This window comes from Bacillus sp. A1, from assembly GCF_042296235.1.
In the GTDB taxonomy this organism is placed as follows: domain Bacteria; phylum Bacillota; class Bacilli; order Bacillales; family Bacillaceae; genus Bacillus; species Bacillus velezensis.
On record NZ_CP141181.1, the window covers coordinates 861,763 to 884,881 of the forward strand.

A 23,119-nucleotide genomic window follows, 5' to 3' on the forward strand; every position below is an offset into this window, starting at 1 on the left:
CTGAATAACATGATCATAAGGTGAAAGGAAGGCTGATGAATGAAACAGGCAACCGTGTTTAAATATGAAGCGTTTTCCGATATTCCGGATTTAGGAAATCCCGCGGGAATCGTCTTTAACGGAGATGATTATTCAGATGAAGAGATGCAGATGATCGCCGAAATGGCAGGGTACAATGAAACCTCATTTCTCTGTAAAAGCGGAGAAGCCGATCTGCGCATCCGCTATTTTACACCCGGCCACGAAATGAATTTATGCGGACATGCTACCGTCGCCTCTCTTTACGCATTAATTGAAAAGGGAAGGCTTCAGGCTGATCAGGCATATCAAATTGAAACAAAAGCCGGCATTCTTCCCGTAAAAGCCGCTGAACGAAACGGGCGGGTGTACATCACGCTCGAACAGGCTCCCCCGCAATTTCTGCCGTTTACGGGCGACAAAGAAAAGCTTGCGGCCTCGCTCGGGATTACGGCTGAGGATTTTCACAGCGGGCTGCCGATTGTTTACGGATCAACGGGGATCTGGACACTGATTGTTCCGCTGAGATCACTTAAAGCATCACGGAATATGGTGCCGGACAACGCACAATTCCCCGCTATTTTGCGCGATCTTCCGAAAGCGAGCGTTCATCCGTTTTCTCTGGAAACCGTTCATCCGGAAAGTGATCTGCACGGACGCCATTTTTCTTCCCCTTTCTCCGGTACGACCGAAGATCCGGTCACGGGAACCGCTTCAGGCGTCATGGCGGCCTATATGCGGCAATACGGAGGCTCCGAAGCCGAATGCCTCACGATTGAACAAGGCCATGAAATCGGGAAAGACGGAAAAGTGGAAATCAGGATTACAGAAGATAACGAAAAGATGAACATCGAGATGACGGGAACGGCCGTGTATGCCGAAACAATCAATTTTCAGCTTCCGTAACGGTTTACAAAAGCCGGTCGTATCCGTTATATTATAAATGATAATCATTTTCATTTGGATAGGAAGGTGAATCGGCATGCCGAAAACCGAACAATTACAGCAAAACGAAAGTCTTGCACATACAATCAGAAACAGAAGATCCATCCGGTCGTTTAAACCGGAAACCGTACCTTCTGAAGTCATATTAGATATGCTTGAAACGGCCGTTTACGCACCGAACCACAGACTGACGGAGCCATGGCGTTTTATCTACGCAGCAAGCGAAGCGGGAAAAGCAAAGCTTGCGGACAGCTACGTCTCATTTTTCAAAAAGATAAAAGATGATTTCAACGAGGAAAAAGAGCGGAACATGAGAAAAAATCTCAGCGCCGTTCCGGGATTTTTGCTGGTTGTCTTAAAAGAAGATGAAAATGAATTTACGAGAAACGATGATTTCGCGGCGCTGAGCGGCATGATTCAAAACCTTCAGCTTCTCGCACATGAAAACGGCATCGGCATGGTCTGGAAAAGCGGCCGCATTATGTATGACAAACAGGTGCACCAAGACTTCGGCCTTGCTGACAATGAGCGCTTTGCCGCCATCATTCAAACGGGCTATCCGGATGAACAGCCTAAGGCGAAAGAACGGACGCCGGCAAAAAGCCTGTTTACCGAACTGTAAAAAAAATCCCCGTCTCTATACAGAGGCGGGGATTTCGTATTAGCGGGTTTTGCTTTTAGCTCTGTTGTCAGCGGCTTTCATCCGCGCCTGCGCTTCACGGTCAGCGGAATCAGCAAGCTCGCTTGAATATTCCTCATATGTGCCGTCTGTTTCGCGTTTCAAAGCATCCGGAACTTGAGGAAGTTTTTGTTTGTTTTTATCACGGTTTTTGTGAGTATGATTTCTGCCCATATCAATCGCCCCCTGAAAAAAGTGATATCAAACAAACATAGTATCTGCCCGGTCCCGATCTTTATTCAGTTTATTTCCGTTTGGCTGCTCTTTCCGCTTTTTTGAATTCACCGGAATAAAGGACTTCCTGCATTTTTTTCAGATTGGCTCCCTGTTGATGTTTTTCGCGCTTCTTTTCCATAAAAGAAGACCCTCCTTCAAAACAGAATACCAATAGGATTGGCTTTTATTTCCGTTTTTATGCAGATAAGAGATCCTTTAAAGCGAAATCAAGCTCTCCATACGTAAATTGAAAACCGGATGTCAGCGCCTGCTTAGGCAGGGCGCGCTGGCCTTTTACGATCAGCAGGCTCATTTCTCCCAAGGCCTTCTCCAGAAAAAGTTCCGGTACGGGAATCCAATGGGGGCGGTGCAGGACGCCTGCGATCGTCTTTCCGAATTGCTTCATTTCTACGGGGTTCGGCGATGTCACATTCATGGGACCGGACAAGTCATCATGCTCCGCCGCAAAAGCAATAAGTTCCGCGGCGTCATCCACATGAACCCATGACAGCCATTGCCGTCCAGAGCCGATGGTGCCGCCGGCTAACAGCTTATAAGGGAGAACCATGAGCGGCAGGGCGCCTTTTTCACCGAGCATCACCCCGAATCTGGCATATACCGTCCGGATGCCGAGCGCTTCAATTTTCTGGCCTTCACGTTCCCACATATGAGCCGTATGACTGAGAAAGTCTTCATTTGACGTATCGGACTGTTCGGTGAATGTTTTCTCTGTGCTTGTGCCGTAAATGCCGACGGCGCTGGCCTGAATCAAAGCCCGGGGTTTTTTCGGCTGCTGCTTCATAATCCGTCTGACTTCTCTCGTCGCTTCTACCCGGCTTGAGATGATTTGTTCTTTCGTTGTGTCCGTCCAGCGGTCAAAGATGGATTTGCCTGCGAGGTTCACCCATACATCAATAGGGGGAAGCTCGCGCTCAGGCGCCGCGTTTTCGGCCAGCCATTGAACATATGTCACATTTTTTTGTTCGGTTTCTCTCTGTTTTCTTGATAAAATATAGACATGATGTCCCCGGCGGGTAAACACACCTGTCAGATGCCGGCCCAGAAAACCAGTGCCGCCTGTCATCGCGATATTCATATCCATCTCTCCTTACACGTTGATACATATACTGTACCTCATTTGCCAAAAAGAAAAACGCCTGAACATCGGGGCGGGAAAGGAGACCGGGATGCCGTTTATTACAAAAATATCGACCCAAAAGAAAAATACCGAGCGCTTCAACATCTTTCTTGATGAGAAATATGCATTCAGCGTCGACGCCGACGTGCTTGTGCGTTTTGACCTGAAAAAAGGGAAAGAACTTGACGAGCTTGACATTCTTGAAATCCAGCACGGTGATGACGTAAAAAAAGCCTTTAACCGCGCCGTAGAATTTTTATCATACCGGATGCGCTCTGAAAAAGAAGTCCGGGATCATCTGAAGAAAAAAGAAACACCGGACATGGTCATTTCTGAAGTCATCCATAAACTGTACGATTACCGCTACTTAAATGACAAAGAATTTGCCGAAGCCTATGCGAGCACCCACAAAAAAACAAACGGCAAAGGGCCTGACGTCCTGTTCCGCGAGCTGAAAGCGAAAGGAATAGACGACGATACCATCAAGGAGACGCTCAGCGCGTTTACATTTGATGAGCAGATACAAGAAGCGCTGAAACATATCGGAAAAATCCTCAAAAAAGACAAAAAGCTGTCCACAAAAGAGATCAGACAGCGGGCGCAGATGCAGCTTCAGCGAAAAGGTTTCCCTTTCGACGTCATCAATGCCGCTCTGGAGCAGACGGAGTATGAAAATGATGATGAAGCCGAGATGGAAGCTCTGACGGCTCATGCGGAAAAAGCGATCAGGAAATACCGCTATGACGGCAGCTATGAAAGCGGAATGAAGGTCAAACAGTACTTATTCAGAAAAGGATTCTCGATTGACGATATTGATCAATTCTTGCAGGAAGAGGAGTAAACTGAAATGGACAAACGATACAGTCAAATGACGCCTCATGAACTACAGACAGAAATTGCGGGACTGACGGAAAAAGCGCGTAAAGCGGAACAGATGGGCATTGTAAATGAACTGGCCGTGCTTGAACGGAAAATGACGATGGCCAAAGCTTACATGCTGAACCCGGAAGACTTTCGGCCCGGCGGGGTGTATCAGATAGAAGGTTCTGATGACACTTTCCGCATTGATTACATCAACGGCGTATTCGCCTGGGGACACAGATCTTCCCCGTCTGACGGGGAAGAAGCACTGCCGATTTCCGTTTTAAAAGAAAAATAATAACAAAAGAGGCCGGTTTCGGCCTCTTTTTCTTTTCGGGCACATTCGTTTCAACCTTTCAGTAAAAAATGATTGAATTCATTTTTGATATCTTTTAAGATGGAATTCGTTGTTTTTTAATAAAAAGGAGGCGATTTGCGTTGAATATCAAAATGAAACAGCCATCTGTGAAATTAATGATTTTTGTTTTAATGATTTGCACATTTTCCATCGGGTATACGGAATATGCTGTCATGGGTATTCTGACGTCGATTGCCGATGACTTTCATATACATGTATCTTCAGCGGGCATGCTTGTTACGGCGTACGCGGCAAGCGTCTGCCTGACGGGTCCGATCGTAACCATTATCGCGGTTAAGCTGCCGAGAAAGCCGGTGCTGCTAGGGTTGATGGGCATCTTCGTCCTTGCCAACCTGATGAGCGTCTTTGCGCCGAACTTCGCCGTGCTGGCGATTTCCAGAATTTTATCCGCATCCATTCACGGAGCCTTTTTTGCGATCGCCATGGTGTTTGCGAGTGAAATGGTGCCGCCTGAAAAACGTTCCGCCGCCGCGGCTTCCATGAACGGCGGATTAACCGTGGCGCTGATGCTCGGCGTTCCGTTCGGCTCTTATTTAGGGGATGCCCTTAACTGGCGGGCCGTCTTTTTCATTATTTCCGTTTTAGGCCTGATCGGGCTGATCGGCCTGATGCTGGTTGTACCGAACCGAAAACCGAAAGTGATTCCGATGCTGATGAATGAATGGAGTGTCTTTAAGCATAAACAAGTGATTTTTTCCTTTGCGATCACCATTCTCGGCTACTCAGGCGTATTTATCGCTTACACGTTTATTGAGCCGATTTTAAGAGATTCAGCGGGGTTCGGCACAGTCGGCATCACAGGCGCGTTATTTGCCTACGGTCTCGGCGGAGTGGCGGGGAATTTCTTCGCGGGGAAAGTGCCGCTCAAACTGCTGACGCGCACGATGATCGGTGTGATGATCGGCTTGATCGGCGTCTTGGCGATTTTCCCTTATATCGCTGTCTTTCCCGCCGCCGCCGTTTCAGTGACATTTTTGTTCGGCGCATGTGCGTTCGGCACGCCGCCGCTTTTGCAGACCAAGGTTATTTCTTCCTCTGAAAACGGCACGACAATCGCCGCTGCGGTGAGCGTTTCCGCCTTTAACCTGGCAAACGCGCTCGGCGCCTGGATCGGCGGATTGATTCTCGGGGGAACGGGATCTTACTCATGGCTGTTTGCCGGCGGTGCGCTGATGACGGCTCTCGGCCTTGTGCTTTCCACGTTCGCTCATCTGTCTGAGAAGAAAGATGTTTATGAATACCAAGTGCATAAAGGATAACAAAAAGCTTGCAGGGGATATTCCGCCTGCAAGCTTTTTTCAGTGTTTCAATGTAATGCTGATCACCGTATGTTTATCACTCTCAGCTAAGGAAATATTCCGGGTTTCCGGTACCCCGTCTTTTTCAAAAACGACGGCATAGGTTCCTTTCGCGCCGCTTTTCCATGCAATATCGCCGTGGTGATCAGTCTTGCCTATTATCTCTCCGCGGTCTATATTCGGCTGATGATCTGACTCCGCCGCTTTCATCACGGTGACCGTCACACCGGCCGCCGGTGAACCGTCTGCATCCTCAACATGGAGCGTAACGGGCAGTGCTTTTTTGTCGGCGGAATCATCCGCTTTGCCGCATCCGCATAAAACGGCCGCGGCGAGCAAGAAAACAAAAGCTTTATTGATTTGACCAATATTGAATGTTGTCGAATACACTGTTTGTCACCCTTGTTCCCAGATTATAAGACGACCCGCCGTTTGTATGAATGGCAATGGCGGTCTGGCCGGTGTCGCTGTAATTGCGGTAAACGGGCGATCCGCTCTGGCAGCCGAACGTATCTGTCGTGTAGGTGAGTTTATATGTCTCGGCAGAACGTATCGGCTTGCTGTCCGACCACATGGAACCGGACACTTTGTCGCACGGATACCCTGTCACGGTTGAGGAAAGCCCGGCCGGACTGGAACTGTTGGTCGTCCGGTAGCCGTACCAGCCGACAGTATTCCCGGGCGACCCGTTTACTTTGATTGCGCCGTAGTCGTAGTTTGTGTCACCGTTTTCTGTCCACCCTTTGACGCTGTAGAATGTCTTGCCTGAATAAGAGCCGTACGGGTACGATGACCCGTTGCGGCCGGGAGCTGCCGTAATTTTCGATGCCCAGCCGTTTTTCTGATCATACACGCAATGTCCCGCCGTAACGATCGTGTCGGCATTGACAAAAAAACCGGTGCATCCGTAAGTGCTTGTGCTGCCGCTGTATGTAACGGTCAGCTGTGCTGTCGCGCGATATGGAAATGATGTTGTAGGAGAAATTCTGATTCGTTCGTCTGTCCCAATAATACTGGAAGGCTTTAATGACTTGATGTCAGCTTTGCTGTTTTGTGCAAGCTGTCTTTTGGTGAGGCCCGTTCCTTCATAAGCGGGGGATGTCTGTGTTGTTTGTACAGGCTGATTCAGATGTGCGTCAAACTCCTCACCGCTGTTTGATACAGATGTCTGCGGACTGCCCTCTGCTTCTGCTGAAACAGCAAATAATGAAACTGACAGTAAGAATGCGGTAAGGCTCAGCAATCGTTTTGAAACTGTCTTCATTTTATAAAACCCCTCCTTTTTTGTCTACCGGCTTTCGGTTGAACATTTAACATATTATGGAATTTATTTAGCGTTATGACCTCAAAAGAATGTTTTTCTCCGCAAAAAAGAGACCGGATCATTCCCGGTCTCTTACGGTGTGTGTTATCGTCTGCCTGAAGCTCTCATGCGCTCTTGCGGGTGCGAATTAATTGAACCGTCCGCCCGTTTAGAAGCGTAGTCATCCTTTGCCCGCGGTTCGCCTTCAAACTTATTATTGTTCTGATTAGGAAATCCTTTTGCCTTGTTCCGGACCATTTGTTTTCCCCCTCGGCCAATATCAAAAGGTTGCGCCTTCTGGACTGAAGACGTAAAGTTAGTATATGCCTGTGACAAGCTGCGTAAAAGCAGCAGGTTTTCCCAAGGAAAGGAGACAGAGACATGAATACATATATCGACAAACTGACGAATTTGCTGCTTGAGAAAAATGACATGCTCAGCTATTTGCAAGCGCGAACTTGGGTTGAGCTTTTATGGGGAGATTTCGAAGCGACTTACGCAAAAGCCGGCCGCCCGTATCAAGGAGAGCAAATGACGGAACGCGTCGTCAAGGAATGGATCGAATCATACGGCAGCAAGCTCCATATGTTCCAGAGCGTTCGGGAAGACGTTTCTCATTATTTGGATCAAAGCAGGGGTCTCCTGCATTAACATAGCAGTGCGCCCGCCGGATATCGTCCGGCGGTTTTTTCTTTTGATAAAAGAAATGGGAAAATCATGTTTGACGACCCGCGGAATGTGGAAATGTGTAATAACTTATAAAATAGCGGGGAGGAACCACAATGAACATGAAAAAGGGGTTAACCGCATTTATTCCGGCCGCAGGACTTTGCTTATTTTTAGCCGCAGGCACCGTTTTTTTCGATCCGGCAGCGAATGCCGCAGCAGTTCACCAGACAAAAATAGACACCGCAGCAGATACATATATCGTGAAAGCAGGAGAACTTAACGTCCGCAAAGAACCAAATAAACAAGGGCCGATTATCGGCACGCTTCGTTCAGAGGATTCTGTAAAGGTTAAACGGCTTCAAGGAGCAGATTGGGCTGAGATTGACTACAAAGGTCACAAAGCCTATATCTCCACACATTTTCTGATGAAGCAGCCGATGAAGGCGGTGACGGCGAAACAAACCGCTTTTTATACGCCGACTTTGGAAACCTGCAAAAAAGGGTCCGTTAAAGCGGGTGAAACCGTCAATGTGCTCGGCTGGGGGTTCAGCCATGACGGAGGGTTTGACCGTAAATGGGCGTACATCACATACGGCGGGAAAGCAGGTTATGTGAAAACGGCCGACTTAACTCAAAAATAAAGATTCAGGCAGGCGAATGAGCCTGCTTTTTTTCTGAAACCTTCCGCCTTTCCTTTCGTAAAAGATGAAAAGGAGAGTGAGGGATATGATAATGGTGATCGGCGGCCTTCTGATGGCTGCAGCCGGCATTTTAGTCACATTTTTTCCGCCGAAGTCGATCAACAGCCTGTACGGATATCGGACGAAGCGCTCTATGGCGGATGAGTCGCAGTGGAGAGAAGGAAATCGATTCAGTGCGCTCCTCATGATTTTGTTCGGCCTTATTTCGGCGGCAGCTGGATTTGCGGGCAGCCTGCTTATCCGGCTGACTCAGCCGTTCGCCCTGATCGTTCAGGCCGTATTGTTGATTGCGATCAGCGTACTGATCATCGTCTTAACAGAAAGAAGATTGAAACAAACGGGGAGGAGAATCGATGAATGACATTACGTTTCACATGATCGAAACAAACGGAGTGACGCTGCACACGGCTTCAGCCGGTCCGAAAGACGGTCCTTTGGCGGTGCTGCTGCACGGGTTTCCGGAATTCTGGTACGGCTGGAAGAGCCAGATCAAACCGCTGGCGGATGCCGGATATCATGTTGTCGTGCCTGATCAGCGCGGCTATAATCTCAGTGACAAACCGGAGGGCATTGAAAACTATACCATTGATACGCTCAGAGACGACATTATCGGGCTGATCACGCATTTTACAGATGACAAAGCCGTCGTCATCGGCCACGATTGGGGAGGAGCCGTGGCCTGGCATTTGGCATCCACGCGGCCGCAATACGTTGAAAAATTGATCACGGTCAATATCCCGCATCCGGCGGTTATGCGGAAGGTCACACCGTTCTACCCGCCGCAGTGGAAGAAAAGCTCTTATATCGCGTTCTTTCAGCTTCCGGAAAAGCCGGAACGGAGATTGTCTGAAGACGATTACCGCGTATTGGATCACGCGATCGGCTTATCCGAACGCCCGGCGCTTTTTTCACGGGAAGATATCGGCAGCTACAAAGAAGCATGGGGCAGAAAAGGAGCGCTCACGGCGATGCTGAACTGGTACCGGGCGATCAGAGCCGGCGGTTTAGGCCCTGCCGTTCCGCTTAAAATGCCCGTTCCGTACCGATTAATATGGGGCGTCAATGACCGCGCGCTGAGCAAAAAGCTTGCCAAGGAAACAAAACGGATGATTCCAAACGGCGACTTAATCTTTATAGACGATGCCTCACATTGGGTCATTCACGAAAAACCGCGCATCGTCAGCCATTTGATTCACGAATACCTTCAGCAATAAAGTCTGTCCCGCGTACAGACTTTTTCTTTTTTTTCTCATATCTGCCGAAAAACATGACAAAATATAAACCATATGCAGAAAAAATTTTCTTTCCTTGTAACAAAAAAAGGGTTTAAACGTCATTAAAAAAAGGAAAAGCCTTACTGAAGTTTTGCGGACAATTCCTTTAAGGACGTCCTAAAAAAAGAATAATACAAAGAAGGTGCCTTCATGAAACAAAGGTTAATCTCAATTATTATTCCGTCTTACAATGAAGGGAACAATGTCAAGCTCATCCATGAATCTTTAAAAAAAGAGTTTCAGACGATTCATTATGACTATGAAATTTTCTACATCAATGACGGAAGCGCGGATGACACCCTTCAGCAGATTAAAGAACTGGCCGCCAGAAACCATCGCGTCAAATACATATCTTTTTCCCGCAACTTTGGGAAAGAAGCGGCCATTTTGGCAGGATTTGAACACGTGCAGGGCGAAGCGGTAATCGTGATGGACGCCGATCTGCAGCATCCGACCCATCTGCTGAAAGACTTCATTCAAGGCTATGAAGAAGGGTATGACCAAGTCATCGCGCAGCGCAACCGAAAAGGGGACAGCCCCGTGCGTTCCGTGCTTTCTTCCCTGTATTATAAATTTATCAACAAAGCCGTCGAAGTGGACCTGCGTGACGGGGTCGGAGATTTCCGCCTGCTGAGCCGGCAGGCCGTTGATGCCCTTTTGAAGCTGAGTGAAGGGAACCGTTTCTCGAAAGGGCTGTTCTGCTGGATCGGGTTTGACCAGAAAATCGTATTTTATGAAAATGTCGAAAGGAAGAACGGCACGTCCAAATGGTCATTCAGCAATCTGTTCAACTACGGAATGGACGGTGTCGTCTCCTTCAACAACAAGCCCCTGAGGGTGTGCTTTTTCACCGGTATTCTGATATTGCTTCTGTCGATGGTTTATATTGTAACGACCTTTGTTCATATTCTGACACACGGCGTGTCCGTACCCGGATACTTCACCATTATTTCCGCCGTGCTGTTTTTAGGGGGCATCCAGCTTTTGAGTCTCGGCATCATCGGAGAATACATCGGCCGGATTTACTATGAAACAAAAAAACGCCCGCACTACTTAATTAAAGAAGCGAATATAACGTATGGAGAACAAAATGAAACGAATTATACAAAAAAGCGCAAGTGGAACCATTAAACAGCCGCCGCTGTGCGCAGGGTCTGGGGACGTTGTATGAAAAAAAATAAATGGATCTTGCCGGCAGCCTGTGTGCTGGCTGCGGCAGCCGCTCATATTTTTTTCTTAAAAGAGTGGTCGGCAGGCCGCTATATGACGGGGTCTGGAGACGGGATCGCCCAAATGGCGGTCTTCAAAAAGCTGCTGTTTGATCAATATATGAACGGCAGGCTGTTTTACAGCTATTCGTTCGGACTGGGCGGGGGAGTGTACAGTCAGCTCGGCTATTATTTCTCTACTTCTTTTCTATTCCTGTTTATCTCCGCCGCTGTCCGCTTTTTGCAGCTTATTCAGCTGACGGGCGAGGCTGATGCGCTGTTCTGGGCGCAGGCCTCCGTTTTTATCAGCATCGCCAAGCAGAGTTTTATCATATTCACGGCGGCGTGTGTGTTCCGTTATTTCGTCAAACGGACGGTGCCTGCTTTTGCCGGCGCCGTGTTGTACGGGGTCTCGATTATCTACTTCCGGCATGAGGTATATTGGGACTTTTTCACTGACAGTATGGTGTGGCTGCCGCTGCTCGTGCTCGGCGCGGAAAAAATCATCAGGGAAAAAAAGCCGGCGTGGTTTATCTTCGCCTGTGCGCTGACATTGATCAACAACTTTTATTTTGCGTATATTAATTTGATTTTCATCGGCATTTATATCTTATTCAGGTGGGTGATCCCCCTTGAAGGCAATGAGGCGAAAAGACTCACTCAATGCAGGATATTTATTCTGTCGGGTCTTCTCGGGTTCGGCATAAGCGCAGTTTCCTTTATTCCTGTCGTATACGGATACCTTCATAATCTGCGGCCGCCGTATTCAGAGCATATTGCATGGCTTGATTTTTCCGACAACATTTTATTTTCAAGCCGGATTATCATCCTGCCGGCGGCTTTTTTGCTCTTTCTATTTACATTTTCTTTATACAAAAACCGCTTGTTCCGGCTGTTTGCGGGAATCAGTCTGCTGTATATTGTGTTTCACTTCAGCCCGTTCGCGGCAAGTGCCTTTAACGGCTTTTCAGCTCCGCAGAACAGGTTTGAATACGTCCTGTGCTTCACGATTGCCGGAACGGTTTCAGCCGGGCTTTCTAAGCTTTCAGACATCAGCATGAAGAGTATGCTGATGTCCGCCGTACTCGTCGTTCTGCTCTATTGGAGCCAGGTGAGGCGGTACAGTCTGGATATTTCTGATCACGCCAATCTGCCCGTCATTCTTCTTCTGGTGCTGACCATAGCCGCTTTCTTCGCAGCAAAGACAAGACTGAAAGGCGCGGTGCCCGCCGTCTATGCCGTCATTTTGCTTACGGCGGTGCTTACGGCTAATACATATGAAAAATATGCTTTATCAGAAGGCGGGAAGATTTATACGGTATCGCATACATTTATGACGGGTGCTGACTATAAAGGCAAAGAGCAATCAGAGCTCATTCAGCGTCTGAAAGCAAAAGACCCTGATCCGTTTGCCCGTTTAGATTGGATGAACGGTGTTTTCAATAACACCCCGATCATATACGGATTCAACGGATTCAGCGTATACTCAAGCATACTGAACCGCAATCTGCTGTCCTTTTACTGGAACGACCTCCGGATTGACATGGGCAGAGAAAGCGTCAGCCGCTATGCGACATTAGGAAACAGGGCTAATTTATACAGCCTGCTTTACGGAAAATATTATATGACGGAAAAAGCAAACGAGGCCGGCGTGCCGTACGGGTTCAAAAAAATCATGGAATCATCCCATTATGCGGTTTATCAAAATCAATATATGCTTCCGTTCGTACGGACAGCCGATCGCGTATATAACGAGGGCGGTCTGAAAAAAGCGCCCGCCCTTGCCAGGGAACGGGCAATGCTTGACGGGATCGTCACGGAATCAAGCACAACCAACACGAAAAAAGCGCCTGAGGCGAAAAATATGATCCGCCATGCAGAGGTAGCGGCCGAACATGGCGATTATCATAACGGCATCCTGACGGTAAACGAAGACGGCGGCGGCCTGATCATTAAGCCGCAAGCCGCTAAGATGGACGGCGGCGATTATTACGTCAGCTTTTATTTGAAGAATAAAGCGAAGGACCAGGGCTTTACATTAAAAGTGAACGATTACACGACAACGAGAAAATCGAATCAATCCATTTACAAAACAGGTGTCAACGATCTTACTGTGAGAGTGCCGAAAACAAAAAACATCCAAATCCGTCTGCCGAAAGGATCGTATCAGCTTGACAGACTGGCGCTTTATGAAGAACGGTACGATACGCTGAAAAGCGCATACCGAAAAGCGGAAAAAGAACCGCCGGCCGATCTCAGCTGGCGCGGAAATACGCTTCATATCTCGTATGATAACAAAACCCGCGCGCCGTATATCATGCTTCCGATTCCATATGAAAAAGGCTGGGAGCTGAAGATAAACGGCAGAAAAGAGCAGATTGAAAAAGCGGATTATTCCTTTATCGGATTTAAAGCGCAAAAAGGAAAAAACGATATTCAATTAACGTATTACCCGCCGTTTTTTAAACCCGCGGCCGCTCTATCGGTGATCAGCCTCGTGTTTGCCGCTATATATGTGAGAAGACAAAAAAAGCCCGGCTCTTAAACAGAGCCGAGCTTTAATTTTTTCTGCAGTTTTTCCTCGCTGAAAATCCAGCCCGTGTAAGAAGAGAGAAGCTCTAAATCATGACTGAGGTGGACGATGGCGACAAAAGGATAGTGGCCTTTGCTCCGGTAGCGCAAATCAATAAAGCGCACCTCATAATGATCTTTAAAGGTATCGACCTCCCACCTGTAAACAGGGGAAAAGGAAAGAAAGGCCGCAATATTTTCGTCCTGTTTCGCGGCCTTCATCACATCGGTTTCCGGAACGGGCACGCGGTTGAATGTATCCAATATCACGACATGGCCGTCAAGGCTTCTGCCGACATAAAAGGCATGCGCCGTTGTCACGGCGATACGCCACTGCCTGAATTTCATCGTCGGCGAAATAATGATGGTTTCAATCTCCTCTTCAATCATCTCGCGCAGCCTTCGCTTTATCCGCAGCTGCATCAAAAACCGGACGGCGTAATATCCTGCGAGGATGATATAAAGCATCAGAAATGTCACGCCCGGATGACCTCCGAGATACCACACGGCAATCGCGGCCAAATGGCTGACGAAAATAAACGGATCAAAGGTATTGATTAAACCGAGAGCGATCCATTTTCTCGAAAACGGGCGGATGGCCTGCGTGCCGTACGCGTTAAAAATGTCAACAAACACATGCAAAACGACAGCGAGAAGCGTCCACAGCCACAGGTGCAAAAAGTTCGCTTCCGGATAAAACATAAACAAAATACCCGGAATCAGAACGGACCAAAATAAAACGGCGGGAATGGAGTGCGTGAACCCTCTATGATTTCGAATATAAACGGCATTATTTTTCAGCTTCAATATGGTATCAATATCAGGTGCCTGAGAGCCGGCAAGAGCGGCGATCATAACTGCCTGAGACATGGGGGTGTGCATGCCGACGGCAGGATCAAGAGTTGCGATTCCGCCAAGCGCGATACCCATGACAACGTGAGTGCCAGTATCCATTGTTGACCTCCTAGCAGGCGTTAAAAATCAGTCGCCCGCATATTTCGCATTATAAGATATTCCCCATTTTCTGTTTGCCCAATCATGGCGTTTATCCGCCGTTCTCATATGTTTCCGCTTTTTCTTTATCACTATTTAATGTAACATATTATCGTAACGTGCCCTAAGTTTACACCAAAATACGGTGTCAAGAAAAGCGGAACCCGAAACATCTGAGGAGAAGATATGAACGCACTTGAAGAAAAAATGAAACAAAAAGATATAGACAAATTTCGCGAGGACTTAATTACATGGTTCGAAAGAGAACAGAGAATTCTGCCGTGGAGAGAAAATCAGGACCCGTATCGGGTGTGGGTATCAGAGGTGATGCTGCAGCAGACGCGCGTAGAAACCGTCATTCCTTATTTCCGGCGGTTTGTTGAGCAATTTCCGACCGTTTCGGCGCTCGCGGAAGCCGATGAGGAAAAAGTGCTCAAAGCCTGGGAAGGGCTAGGTTATTACTCCCGTGTAAGAAATCTGCAAAGTGCCGTAAAAGAAGTGCATGAGCGGTACGGGGGAGTCGTCCCTGCCGAGGAAAAGGAATTTGGCGGACTGAAAGGCGTCGGCCCTTATACAAAAGGCGCCGTGCTCAGCATCGCATACAACAAACCGATTCCCGCCGTAGACGGCAATGTGATGCGTGTCATGTCGAGAATTCTTTCCATATGGGACGATATCGCAAAACCTAAAACGAGAACTATTTTCGAACAGGCGGTATCCGCTTTCATTTCTCATGAAAAACCATCTGAATTCAATCAGGGTTTAATGGAGCTCGGCGCGATCATCTGCACCCCGAAATCGCCGTCCTGCCTGCTTTGCCCCGTACAAAAGCACTGTTCGGCATTTGCGGAAGGGACAGAGCGGGAGCTGCCCGTTAAAAGCAAAAAGAAAAAGCCCGGAATAAAAACAATGGCAGCCGTTGTGCTGACAGACGATCAAGGCGATGTCTATATTCATAAACGGCCGCCAAAAGGCTTGCTCGCCAACTTGTGGGAGTTTCCGAATACCGAAACCCAGAAAGGAATCAAAACCGAGAGAGAGCAGCTTGAAACCTATTTAGAAAAAGAGATGGGAACAACCGCTGAAATCGGGGAGCTGGAAGGCATCGTAGAGCATGTTTTCACCCATCTCGTCTGGAATATTTCGGTCTTTTTCGGTAAAGTAAAACAAGTGTCGGATACAACGGAATTCATACGGGTCACAAAAGAGGAGCTCGAGGAATACGCATTTCCCGTTTCCCATCAAAAGATATGGAAAATGGCGGAAGAAAGCGGCCGCCTGTAAAAAGCGTCAGTCATAGCTGACGCGAGTGCCGTGGCCGTAATCCGCTTCATTCCGTTTCAGTCCGCCGCGGGCTTCGATTTCCTGAATCAGTTCCCGGTATTTGGACTGGCCTTCTTCGTTTAAATACGGCATAATTTGCTGGAAGGCATGATGGAAATAGGCGAGCTCTGAATCTTTCCAATCTTTTTTGGGCATCATGGCCAATTCGCCCATATCACGTCCGACATACATATAAAAGACCCCTTTCAACACATATTGCTTTTATTGTTTGTTGAATGAAAAGAACTATACACAGCAAGGAGCTGAGGAAAAATGGAACAAAATAAATGCGCACTGGTCACGGGAAGCAGCCGCGGCGTCGGGAAAGCAGCCGCCATCAGACTCGCGGAAAAAGGATACAACATCGTCATCAATTACGCCCGCAGTAAAAAAGCGGCATTAGAAACCGCCGAAGAAATTGAAAAACTCGGCGTTAAAACGCTCGTCATTAAAGCCAATGTCGGCCAGCCGGCAAAAATCAAAGACATGTTCCGCCAGATTGACGAAACATTCGGCAGACTGGACGTGTTCGTCAATAATGCGGCTTCAGGCGTGCTGAGACCGGTTATGGAACTCGAAGAAACACACTGGGACTGGACGATGAATATCAATGCGAAAGCATTGCTTTTCTGCGCCCAGGAAGCGGCAAAGATGATGGAGAAAAACGGAGGCGGCCACATCGTCAGCATCAGCTCGCTCGGCAGCATCCGCTATCTTGAAAACTATACGACGGTCGGTGTCTCAAAAGCCGCTTTAGAATCGTTAACCCGTTATCTGGCGGTTGAGCTGTCTCCGAAAAATATCATCGTAAACGCGGTGTCAGGCGGAGCGATTGATACGGACGCGCTGAAGCATTTCCCTAACAGAGATGAACTGCTGGAAGATGCCCGCCAAAATACGCCGGCCGGCAGAATGGTCGAAATTAAAGATATGATCGATACGGTGGAGTTTTTAGTTTCTTCAAAAGCGGACATGATCCGCGGTCAGACCATCATAATTGACGGCGGACGCTCTCTGCTCGTATAAGTTTTAAAAAAGATGAATAGCCTTATCGTCTCCTGCGCATTCTATAGTGCGTGGAGGTGATAACAATGGCAAACTCAAAATTCAGCAAAACAGACGTTCAGCAGGTGAAAAGACAAAACCAGCAATCAGCTTCCGGTCAGGGTCAATTCGGCACTGAATTCGGCAGTGAAACTGATGCGCAGCAGGTTAGAAAGCAAAACCAATCTGCTGAACAAAACAAACAGCAAAACAGCTAATCACTGAAACGAAAAAGCACTTCATCTTCGGATGGAAGTGCTTTTTTCTGTTGCCGAAACGACAAAACTTGTGATTCCTCTACAGAATGAGTCAAAGGGTTTTCCAGCGGAAAATCGAAATGGTAAGGAGTATCAACCTAAAAGCCTAAGGAGGAACCCGATGTCAGAGTTTGAAAAGCTTGTAAGTGAACAGATGAAAATCATGGATCAGCTTCTCGAGCTGCAGTCAGAACTTGACCGCTGCCGGCAGGTGGAAGCGGAACTCATCAGTCTGGAAAGAGATGCAAAGCTGGACAATGTACAGGACGAAATTGCGACAAAGCGAAAAGACCTGGCCGGCATACAGGAGTTATTCCAAAGGCAGACAGAGCAAGTCATCCAGTCTTATCGCAGCACGGAAAAGCCGTCTTCCTATGTGCAGAAATGAATGTGCCATTCCGGAAGCGGAGTGGTTCTTTTATTTTCATTTTTTAATTCGTAACGTTATAATAGTGAAAAGACTTGTCGGAAAGCAATTGCGGCTGCATTGACTGCAGGGCTTTACAGAAAGTAGGGGAGAAATATGGGATATCCCAAGGAAGGAGAAACCATTCAAATTCACAGCTATAAGCATAACGGGCTGCTTCATCGAATTTGGAATGAAACGACGATTTTAAAAAGTACGGAATTGTGTATCATCGGAGCCAACGACCGGACAATGGTGACGGAATCCGACGGACGGACGTGGGTGACGAGAGAGCCGGCGATCTGCTACTTTCATGCCCGTCAGTGGTTTAACGTCATCGGAATGCTGAGAGATGACGGGGTACACTATTATTGCAACATCAGCTCGCCGTTCGCTTATGACGGAGAGGCCATCAAATATATTGATTACGATTTGGATGTCAAGGTGTTTCCGGATATGACGTATAACATTCTTGACGAGGATGAATACGATGACCACCGCAAATCAATGAATTACCCTAAAGAGATCGACAGCATTCTGAAGGAGTATCTGAATACGCTGCTGCACTGGATTCATCAGCGGAAAGGACCGTTTGCTCCGGAATTTGTTGATATGTGGTATGAACGGTATCTGCGCTATACAAAATAAAGAATACAATAAAAAACCTGTTGGGGTGTCAACAGGTTTTTCACATGGGCTCACACGCCTTAAAGAGAGAGGGGGATAAAGTGTGGGCGTAATCAGACGCTATATGCAATTTGTAAAACCTTATAAAAAACAAATTTTTATCACAGTGTTAATCGGCATCATAAAATTCTCCATCCCGCTGGCTCTCCCGCTTCTGTTAAAATACGTGGTCGATGACATTATTCAAGGGAGCGGAACGGCAAGCGCTAAAACATCATCGCTATTTACGATAATGGGTATCATGTTCGTGCTGTTTTTAATTCTGCGCCCCCCGGTAGAGTACTATCGGCAATACTTCGCGCAATGGACGGGCAGCCGGGTGCTCTACGATATCAGGGGGGTATTGTTTGATCATATTCAAAAATTGAGCCTGAGGTTTTATGCCAACACGAGAACGGGCGAAGTCATTTCCCGGGTGATAAATGATGTCGAACAGACAAAAGACTTTGTCATAACGGGACTGATGAATATCTGGCTTGATATGATGACGGTGCTGATCGTCATCTGTATTATGTTTACACTCGATGTCAAGCTGACATTGATATCTGTCATTTTGTTTCCGTTATACGGAATTTCAGTGAAATACTTTTACGGCCGCCTCCGAAAACTGACACGTGAGCGTTCTCAGGCACTCGCCCAAGTTCAGGGACATTTGCACGAAAGAGTTCAGGGGATGCCCGTTATCAGAAGTTTTGCCATTGAAGATTATGAACAAGCCAATTTTGATGAAAAAAACGGACATTTTCTGGACAGAGCGATCCGTCATACGAATTGGAACGCAAAAACGTTTGCAGTCGTGAATACCATTACGGATTTGGCGCCGCTGCTTGTTATCGCGTTTGCGGGTTATTTTGTCATAAACGGTCCCCTGACGGTAGGGACGATGGTTGCGTTCGTCGGCTACATTGACAGAATGTACAATCCGGTCAGAAGATTGATCAACTCATCGACGACGCTGACCCAGTCGATCGCTTCGATGGACCGCATATTTGAATTTATCGACGAGCCGTATGAACTGACTGATAAACCGAATGCAGTAAAAGCTGACGGCATTAAGGGCGAAGTTGAATTCCGAAATGTCTCGTTCCGTTATGAGGAAGGAAAAGAAACGATTTTGCAGGACGTTTCCTTAAAGGTGACAAAAGGGGAAACCGTCGCGCTCGTCGGGATGAGCGGCGGCGGAAAATCGACGCTTGTCAGCCTCATACCGCGTTTTTATGATGTATCCGGCGGCAGCCTGCTGATTGACGGCACAGATATTCGCGATTATGAAGCGAGAAGCCTCCGCAATCAAGTCGGAATGGTGCTTCAGGATACGTTTCTGTTCAGTGAGACAATTCGTGAAAATATCGCCATCGGTAAACCGGGAGCGTCTCTGGATGAGGTGGTTGCGGCAGCGAAAGCGGCAAATGCCCATGAATTTATTATGAACTTCCCCGAAGGCTACGAAACCAAAGTCGGCGAACGGGGCGTCAAATTGTCAGGCGGGCAGAAACAGCGGATTTCTATCGCGCGTGTATTCTTAAAAAATCCGCCGCTGTTAATCTTGGATGAAGCGACATCGGCTCTTGATCTTGAAAGTGAACACTACATTCAGGAAGCGATGGAAAAGCTTGCGAAAAACCGGACGACTTTTATCGTCGCCCACAGGCTGTCCACGATTACGCATGCGGATAAAATTGTCGTCATGGAAAACGGCGCCGTCGTCGAAACCGGCACGCACGAGGAATTAATGGCCCAAGGCGGCCAGTACAGACACTTATTTACGATTCAGAATTTGAACTGATACAAAAACTTATGCCGTCCGAATGGGCGGCATAAGTTTTTTTGAATGCAAAAAAACCCGGTTTTACGGAAGCACCGGGTTACTCTTCGTCTGTTTCTAATTCGCTGTCTTTCGGGTGGTATGTCTGAAAACTCGTAATTAATGTATCGAGATGCTCCAGCTGCTCGCGGTATTCCGCAACCGCAGCCATAATGCTGAGCATATTGTAATCAAGCAGTTCATCCTCGCAGTTCTGCTGATTTTTCAAGAAAGACTTCGTCAAAAGCTGTTTATATCTTATGCTTTCTTCAGCATCGTCATCATGCGGCTTGATCTTGCCGACCGTCCGCATCAGAATCCTTTCGTGCCAATGAAGCAGATAATCAATTTCTTCTGTCAGCGTCTCCTGAAATTCCTCCGGCATATGATAAATCTCGTTTTCATAGCGGTGCAGCTTTTTCAGCGTATCAAGCGCCCGATTCGCCGTAATAATCGCCTGTCTGAATAAAACAAGCTTGCGCGACTTTACATACGTCGTTTTCTTAAAGTAGCTTCTCTCCTCTTTATAAAGAAGGTACGTATGATCAAGCTTCATCATCTTTTCTTTCAGCTTCTCAATATCCTCTTTCAATATCGAGTGTTCCGTGGACTGGCGCATCGTCAGCCTGATCCATTTCATGATCTCATCGGTATATTCAACCGTATGATGAGTCAGCTTAGTTTCGTATTTCGGCGGAAGAAACACAAGGTTCACAATAAAAGAAGACAGCACGCCTAAAATAACGGTGCTTGTTCGTATCAGAGCGAACGTCAGGAAGCTGTTTCCCGGTGTTTCTAAAATCGCGATAACCGTCACGAGCGCAATCGAAATGGTGTGTTCAATTTTCAGTTTTAACATGATCGTGATGACAATCACTGCGGTCAATCCGATCATAATCGGACTCGGTCCGAAAATCAGTCCGAATGCCGTAGCGATGACAGCGCCGATGATATTTGCCTGAACCTGATCAATAATGATAAGAAAAGACCTGTAAATAGAGGGCTGTATGGCAAATATAGCTGCAATCCCGGCAAAGATCGGCGACGGAAGTCCGATCCATGATGCTAAGTAGAGCGCGAGCGTAATCGCAATCCCTGTTTTAAAAATGCGGGCACCAAGTTTCATTGGTTTGTGCGTGCATTCCTTTCTCTAATAAATTATGTGCCGAACGAACGGCTGACACTTACATTTCCCTGTCGGCTGATTTGCTAAACAATAAAGTAATATACAGGGATCATACCAATTATTCAAGGTCTTTTTTTGAAAAAACCATTATCTCACAAATCGGACAAAAAGAAAAAGCGGAAGCCCCGGGCTCCCGCTTGTTTCAGCAGTTATTTTTTCATATGTCTGAACGCATCTTCAACGGCTTGTAAAGTGGCGTCGATATCCTCTTCAGTATGTGCGGTTGTGATAAACCAAGCTTCATACTTCGATGGAGCGAGATTGATGCCGCGCTCAAGCATCAGCTTGAAGAACTTGGCGAATGCTTCTCCGTCCGTATTTTCCGCCTGCTCGTAATTGACGATCTTTTCATCAGTGAAGTAAACCGTGAGCGCGCCTTTTAAACGGTTGACGGTGATGGTAATGCCGTGTGTCTCCGCATGGGCGAGAATGCCTTGCTCAAGTCTGGCGCCGAGCTCATCAAGCCGCTCATAAACGCCTTCTTCCTTCAGCACTTCCAGGCAGGCGATGCCAGATAGGATAGATGCCGGGTTTCCGGCCATCGTACCGGCTTGATATGCCGGGCCGAGCGGAGCAACCTGCTCCATGATCTCTTTTTTGCCTCCGTAAGCGCCGATCGGCAAGCCGCCCCCGATAATTTTACCGAGCGCCGTTAAATCAGGCTTCACTTGAAGAAGATCCTGCGCGCCTCCGTACATAAAACGGAACGCCGTGATCACTTCATCATAAATGACGAGCGCGCCCGCTTTATGGGTCAATTCATTTACCTGTTCTAAAAATCCTTCTTCAGGTTCAACGATGCCGAAGTTGCCGACGATCGGCTCGACGAGAACCGCTGCAATTTCCGAACCCCATTTATCCAGCGCGGCTTTGTAGCTTTCAATGTCATTGAAAGGAACGGTAATCACCTCATTGGCGATGCTTTTCGGCACGCCGGCGGAATCAGGGGTGCCGAGCGTAGACGGACCGGAACCCGCAGCGACAAGTACGAGATCAGAATGGCCGTGATAGCAGCCGGCGAATTTAATGATTTTTGTCCGGCCTGTATAAGCGCGTGCAACCCGGATCGTTGTCATCACCGCCTCAGTGCCTGAGTTTACGAATCGTACTTTATCAAGTGAAGGAATGGCCTCCTTCAGCATTTTGGCGAAAGTGACCTCATGTTTGGTCGGCGTCCCGTACAGCACGCCGTTTTCAGCCGCTGTTTTAATCGCTTCAGTAATATGCGGATGGGCATGTCCGGTAATAATCGGGCCGTAAGCCGCTAAATAATCGATATACTGATTCCCGTCTACATCCCAGAAATAAGCGCCGTTCGCTTTTTCCATCGCAACGGGTGAACCGCCGCCTACCGCTTTATAGGATCTGGACGGGCTGTTCACGCCTCCGACGATATGCTCTAACGCTTCCTTATGAAGTTCAACTGATTTTGTATACAAAAAATGACCCTCCTAATATCTCCTTACATCATGTTCTATTGTAGCATGCTTCATTGCAAGCACAACGGTTCATGCTTCCAGAAAAGAGCGGGAGGATAACGGTTGTAATCTTAACGTGAATTGGATACGCTTAATAAAAAACCCGGAGGTATAAGAAATGACGATTGAAATCGGACAAACAGCACCGGATATGAAATTAGTGAATGACAGCGGGGAAGAAGTAGCATTGACGGATTTTAAAGGGAAGTACGTCGTTCTCTATTTTTATCCGAAAGACATGACACCCGGATGCACGACGGAAGCATGTGATTTCCGTGATCAGCACGAAAGTTTCGCGGGACTTGATGCGGTTATCATCGGAGTAAGCCCTGACAGCCGTGATAAACATGAAAAATTTAAGCAAAAACACGATCTTCCTTTCCAGCTCCTCGTTGACGATGAGCACAAACTGGCGGAAGCTTTTGATGTGTGGAAGCTGAAGAAGAATTTTGGGAAAGAATATATGGGTATCGAGCGATCTACTTTTTTGTTAGACAAAGAAGGCCGTCTTGTGAAGGAGTGGAGAAAGGTAAAAGTGAAAGATCACGTTGCCGAGGCGCTTCGCGAATTGGAACAAATTGCGTCTAATTAATGGACAAATGCTGAACTCACGGGGTTTTCTTCAGATTACATTTGACAGGAGACCGGAAAAAGATGTACACTAATTATAAACATTATAAA

27 protein-coding genes and 1 pseudogene are annotated in these 23,119 nt (G+C 47.5%); 18 read left to right on the forward strand and 10 right to left on the reverse strand.

What is annotated here, in order from left to right; all coding sequences use genetic code 11:
* The first annotated feature begins 39 nt into the window (after positions 1-39).
* Together U2H13_RS04360 and U2H13_RS04365 are read left to right on the forward strand one after the other, a co-directional pair.
* The gene (locus U2H13_RS04360) at positions 40-924 is read left to right on the forward strand and encodes a PhzF family phenazine biosynthesis isomerase (RefSeq protein ID WP_053285209.1); all 885 of its coding nucleotides are present in this window, start codon (positions 40-42) and stop codon (positions 922-924) included.
* 76 nt (positions 925-1,000) lie between these two features.
* Positions 1,001-1,585, forward strand: coding sequence for a nitroreductase (locus U2H13_RS04365; protein ID WP_007408549.1), 585 nt, complete (start codon positions 1,001-1,003; stop codon positions 1,583-1,585).
* Positions 1,586-1,624: 39 nt separating this feature from the next.
* Here U2H13_RS04365 and U2H13_RS04370 read toward each other — a convergent pair whose 3' ends face one another.
* From U2H13_RS04370 to U2H13_RS04380, 3 genes are all read right to left on the reverse strand, one after another.
* Complete coding sequence (locus U2H13_RS04370; RefSeq protein WP_003155508.1) at positions 1,625-1,816, reverse strand: YfhD family protein; 192 nt, start codon at positions 1,814-1,816, stop codon at positions 1,625-1,627.
* A 70-nt stretch (positions 1,817-1,886) separates the two neighbouring features.
* Entirely contained in the window at positions 1,887-1,997 is a 111-nt protein-coding gene (locus tag U2H13_RS04375) for a YfhE family protein (protein WP_003155504.1), read from the reverse strand.
* 57 nt (positions 1,998-2,054) lie between these two features.
* The gene (locus tag U2H13_RS04380; protein ID WP_376700690.1) at positions 2,055-2,954 is read right to left on the reverse strand and encodes a TIGR01777 family oxidoreductase; all 900 of its coding nucleotides are present in this window, start codon (positions 2,952-2,954) and stop codon (positions 2,055-2,057) included.
* 91 nt (positions 2,955-3,045) lie between these two features.
* On the opposite strand from U2H13_RS04380, the gene recX reads away from it, so the two are divergent.
* The 3 genes from recX to U2H13_RS04395 all read left to right on the forward strand — a co-directional run bounded on the left by recX (position 3,046) and on the right by U2H13_RS04395 (position 5,495).
* Positions 3,046-3,837: a recombination regulator RecX gene (gene recX / locus U2H13_RS04385; protein ID WP_376700691.1), complete on the forward strand. Its 792-nt coding sequence runs from the start codon at positions 3,046-3,048 to the stop codon at positions 3,835-3,837.
* Positions 3,838-3,843: 6 nt separating this feature from the next.
* The gene (locus U2H13_RS04390) at positions 3,844-4,155 is read left to right on the forward strand and encodes a YfhH family protein (RefSeq protein ID WP_025650230.1); all 312 of its coding nucleotides are present in this window, start codon (positions 3,844-3,846) and stop codon (positions 4,153-4,155) included.
* A 146-nt stretch (positions 4,156-4,301) separates the two neighbouring features.
* Positions 4,302-5,495 (forward strand): MFS transporter, encoded by a 1,194-nt coding sequence (locus tag U2H13_RS04395; RefSeq protein WP_376700803.1) that lies wholly within the window; start codon positions 4,302-4,304, stop codon positions 5,493-5,495.
* 39 nt (positions 5,496-5,534) lie between these two features.
* On the opposite strand, the gene U2H13_RS04400 is transcribed toward U2H13_RS04395, so the two are convergent.
* The 3 genes from U2H13_RS04400 to U2H13_RS04410 form a co-directional block, all read right to left on the reverse strand.
* A complete protein-coding gene (locus U2H13_RS04400) occupies positions 5,535-5,924 on the reverse strand; it encodes a DUF2606 family protein (RefSeq protein ID WP_061861286.1) in 390 nt (129 codons plus the stop codon).
* Positions 5,887-6,798, reverse strand: coding sequence for a serine protease (locus U2H13_RS04405; protein WP_029973980.1), 912 nt, complete (start codon positions 6,796-6,798; stop codon positions 5,887-5,889). The genes U2H13_RS04400 and U2H13_RS04405 overlap by 38 nt, the downstream gene beginning before the upstream one ends.
* Positions 6,799-6,942: 144 nt before the next feature.
* On the reverse strand, positions 6,943-7,095 hold the full coding sequence (locus U2H13_RS04410; protein WP_003155495.1) for a small, acid-soluble spore protein K: 153 nt from the start codon (positions 7,093-7,095) through the stop codon (positions 6,943-6,945).
* A 123-nt stretch (positions 7,096-7,218) separates the two neighbouring features.
* On the opposite strand from U2H13_RS04410, the gene U2H13_RS04415 reads away from it, so the two are divergent.
* From U2H13_RS04415 to U2H13_RS04440, 6 genes are all read left to right on the forward strand, one after another.
* Positions 7,219-7,488: a YfhJ family protein gene (locus U2H13_RS04415; protein WP_003155492.1), complete on the forward strand. Its 270-nt coding sequence runs from the start codon at positions 7,219-7,221 to the stop codon at positions 7,486-7,488.
* Between the two features lie 131 nt (positions 7,489-7,619).
* Positions 7,620-8,147: an SH3 domain-containing protein gene (locus U2H13_RS04420; RefSeq protein WP_376700693.1), complete on the forward strand. Its 528-nt coding sequence runs from the start codon at positions 7,620-7,622 to the stop codon at positions 8,145-8,147.
* Positions 8,148-8,232: 85 nt separating this feature from the next.
* Positions 8,233-8,568, forward strand: coding sequence for an SdpI family protein (locus tag U2H13_RS04425; protein ID WP_017419152.1), 336 nt, complete (start codon positions 8,233-8,235; stop codon positions 8,566-8,568).
* Complete coding sequence (locus tag U2H13_RS04430; RefSeq protein WP_022552789.1) at positions 8,561-9,421, forward strand: alpha/beta fold hydrolase; 861 nt, start codon at positions 8,561-8,563, stop codon at positions 9,419-9,421. The genes U2H13_RS04425 and U2H13_RS04430 overlap by 8 nt, the downstream gene beginning before the upstream one ends.
* Before the next feature lie 210 nt (positions 9,422-9,631).
* On the forward strand, positions 9,632-10,612 hold the full coding sequence (locus U2H13_RS04435) for a glycosyltransferase family 2 protein (RefSeq protein ID WP_003155484.1): 981 nt from the start codon (positions 9,632-9,634) through the stop codon (positions 10,610-10,612).
* Between the two features lie 36 nt (positions 10,613-10,648).
* Positions 10,649-13,234 carry a YfhO family protein gene (locus U2H13_RS04440; protein WP_100261660.1) on the forward strand — a complete coding sequence of 862 codons (2,586 nt, stop codon included), beginning with the start codon at positions 10,649-10,651 and terminating at the stop codon, positions 13,232-13,234.
* On the opposite strand, the gene U2H13_RS04445 is transcribed toward U2H13_RS04440, so the two are convergent.
* On the reverse strand, positions 13,231-14,214 hold the full coding sequence (locus U2H13_RS04445) for a metal-dependent hydrolase (RefSeq protein ID WP_022552791.1): 984 nt from the start codon (positions 14,212-14,214) through the stop codon (positions 13,231-13,233). The two genes, U2H13_RS04440 and U2H13_RS04445, sit on opposite strands and share 4 nt — an antisense overlap.
* Positions 14,215-14,439: 225 nt before the next feature.
* On the opposite strand from U2H13_RS04445, the gene mutY reads away from it, so the two are divergent.
* Positions 14,440-15,537 (forward strand): A/G-specific adenine glycosylase, encoded by a 1,098-nt coding sequence (gene mutY, locus U2H13_RS04450; RefSeq protein WP_022552792.1) that lies wholly within the window; start codon positions 14,440-14,442, stop codon positions 15,535-15,537.
* Between the two features lie 6 nt (positions 15,538-15,543).
* Here the strand turns inward: mutY and U2H13_RS04455 are convergent, their stop codons facing one another.
* Positions 15,544-15,768: a hypothetical protein gene (locus tag U2H13_RS04455; protein WP_013351495.1), complete on the reverse strand. Its 225-nt coding sequence runs from the start codon at positions 15,766-15,768 to the stop codon at positions 15,544-15,546.
* Positions 15,769-15,849: 81 nt separating this feature from the next.
* On the opposite strand from U2H13_RS04455, the gene fabL reads away from it, so the two are divergent.
* From fabL to U2H13_RS04480, 5 genes and pseudogenes are all read left to right on the forward strand, one after another.
* Positions 15,850-16,602, forward strand: a complete 753-nt coding sequence (fabL, locus tag U2H13_RS04460) for an enoyl-[acyl-carrier-protein] reductase FabL (RefSeq protein ID WP_017419158.1) — start codon at positions 15,850-15,852, stop codon at positions 16,600-16,602.
* Between the two features lie 83 nt (positions 16,603-16,685).
* Positions 16,686-16,838, forward strand: a pseudogene (locus U2H13_RS04465) (gamma-type small acid-soluble spore protein); the annotation flags it as partial.
* Positions 16,839-16,998: 160 nt separating this feature from the next.
* Positions 16,999-17,265 carry a YgaB family protein gene (locus U2H13_RS04470; protein ID WP_003155476.1) on the forward strand — a complete coding sequence of 89 codons (267 nt, stop codon included), beginning with the start codon at positions 16,999-17,001 and terminating at the stop codon, positions 17,263-17,265.
* Positions 17,266-17,400: 135 nt separating this feature from the next.
* Complete coding sequence (locus U2H13_RS04475; RefSeq protein ID WP_003155475.1) at positions 17,401-17,931, forward strand: DUF402 domain-containing protein; 531 nt, start codon at positions 17,401-17,403, stop codon at positions 17,929-17,931.
* 82 nt (positions 17,932-18,013) lie between these two features.
* A complete protein-coding gene (locus U2H13_RS04480) occupies positions 18,014-19,756 on the forward strand; it encodes an ABC transporter ATP-binding protein (protein WP_014417243.1) in 1,743 nt (580 codons plus the stop codon).
* Positions 19,757-19,835: 79 nt separating this feature from the next.
* Here U2H13_RS04480 and U2H13_RS04485 read toward each other — a convergent pair whose 3' ends face one another.
* Together U2H13_RS04485 and U2H13_RS04490 are read right to left on the reverse strand one after the other, a co-directional pair.
* A complete protein-coding gene (locus tag U2H13_RS04485) occupies positions 19,836-20,900 on the reverse strand; it encodes an aromatic acid exporter family protein (protein WP_007610190.1) in 1,065 nt (354 codons plus the stop codon).
* Positions 20,901-21,109: 209 nt separating this feature from the next.
* Positions 21,110-22,399 carry a glutamate-1-semialdehyde 2,1-aminomutase gene (locus tag U2H13_RS04490; protein ID WP_007408567.1) on the reverse strand — a complete coding sequence of 430 codons (1,290 nt, stop codon included), beginning with the start codon at positions 22,397-22,399 and terminating at the stop codon, positions 21,110-21,112.
* Positions 22,400-22,556: 157 nt separating this feature from the next.
* Between U2H13_RS04490 and bcp the strand changes: the two genes are divergently transcribed.
* On the forward strand, positions 22,557-23,030 hold the full coding sequence (bcp, locus tag U2H13_RS04495) for a thioredoxin-dependent thiol peroxidase (protein ID WP_003155466.1): 474 nt from the start codon (positions 22,557-22,559) through the stop codon (positions 23,028-23,030).
* Positions 23,031-23,119: the final 89 nt, after the last annotated feature.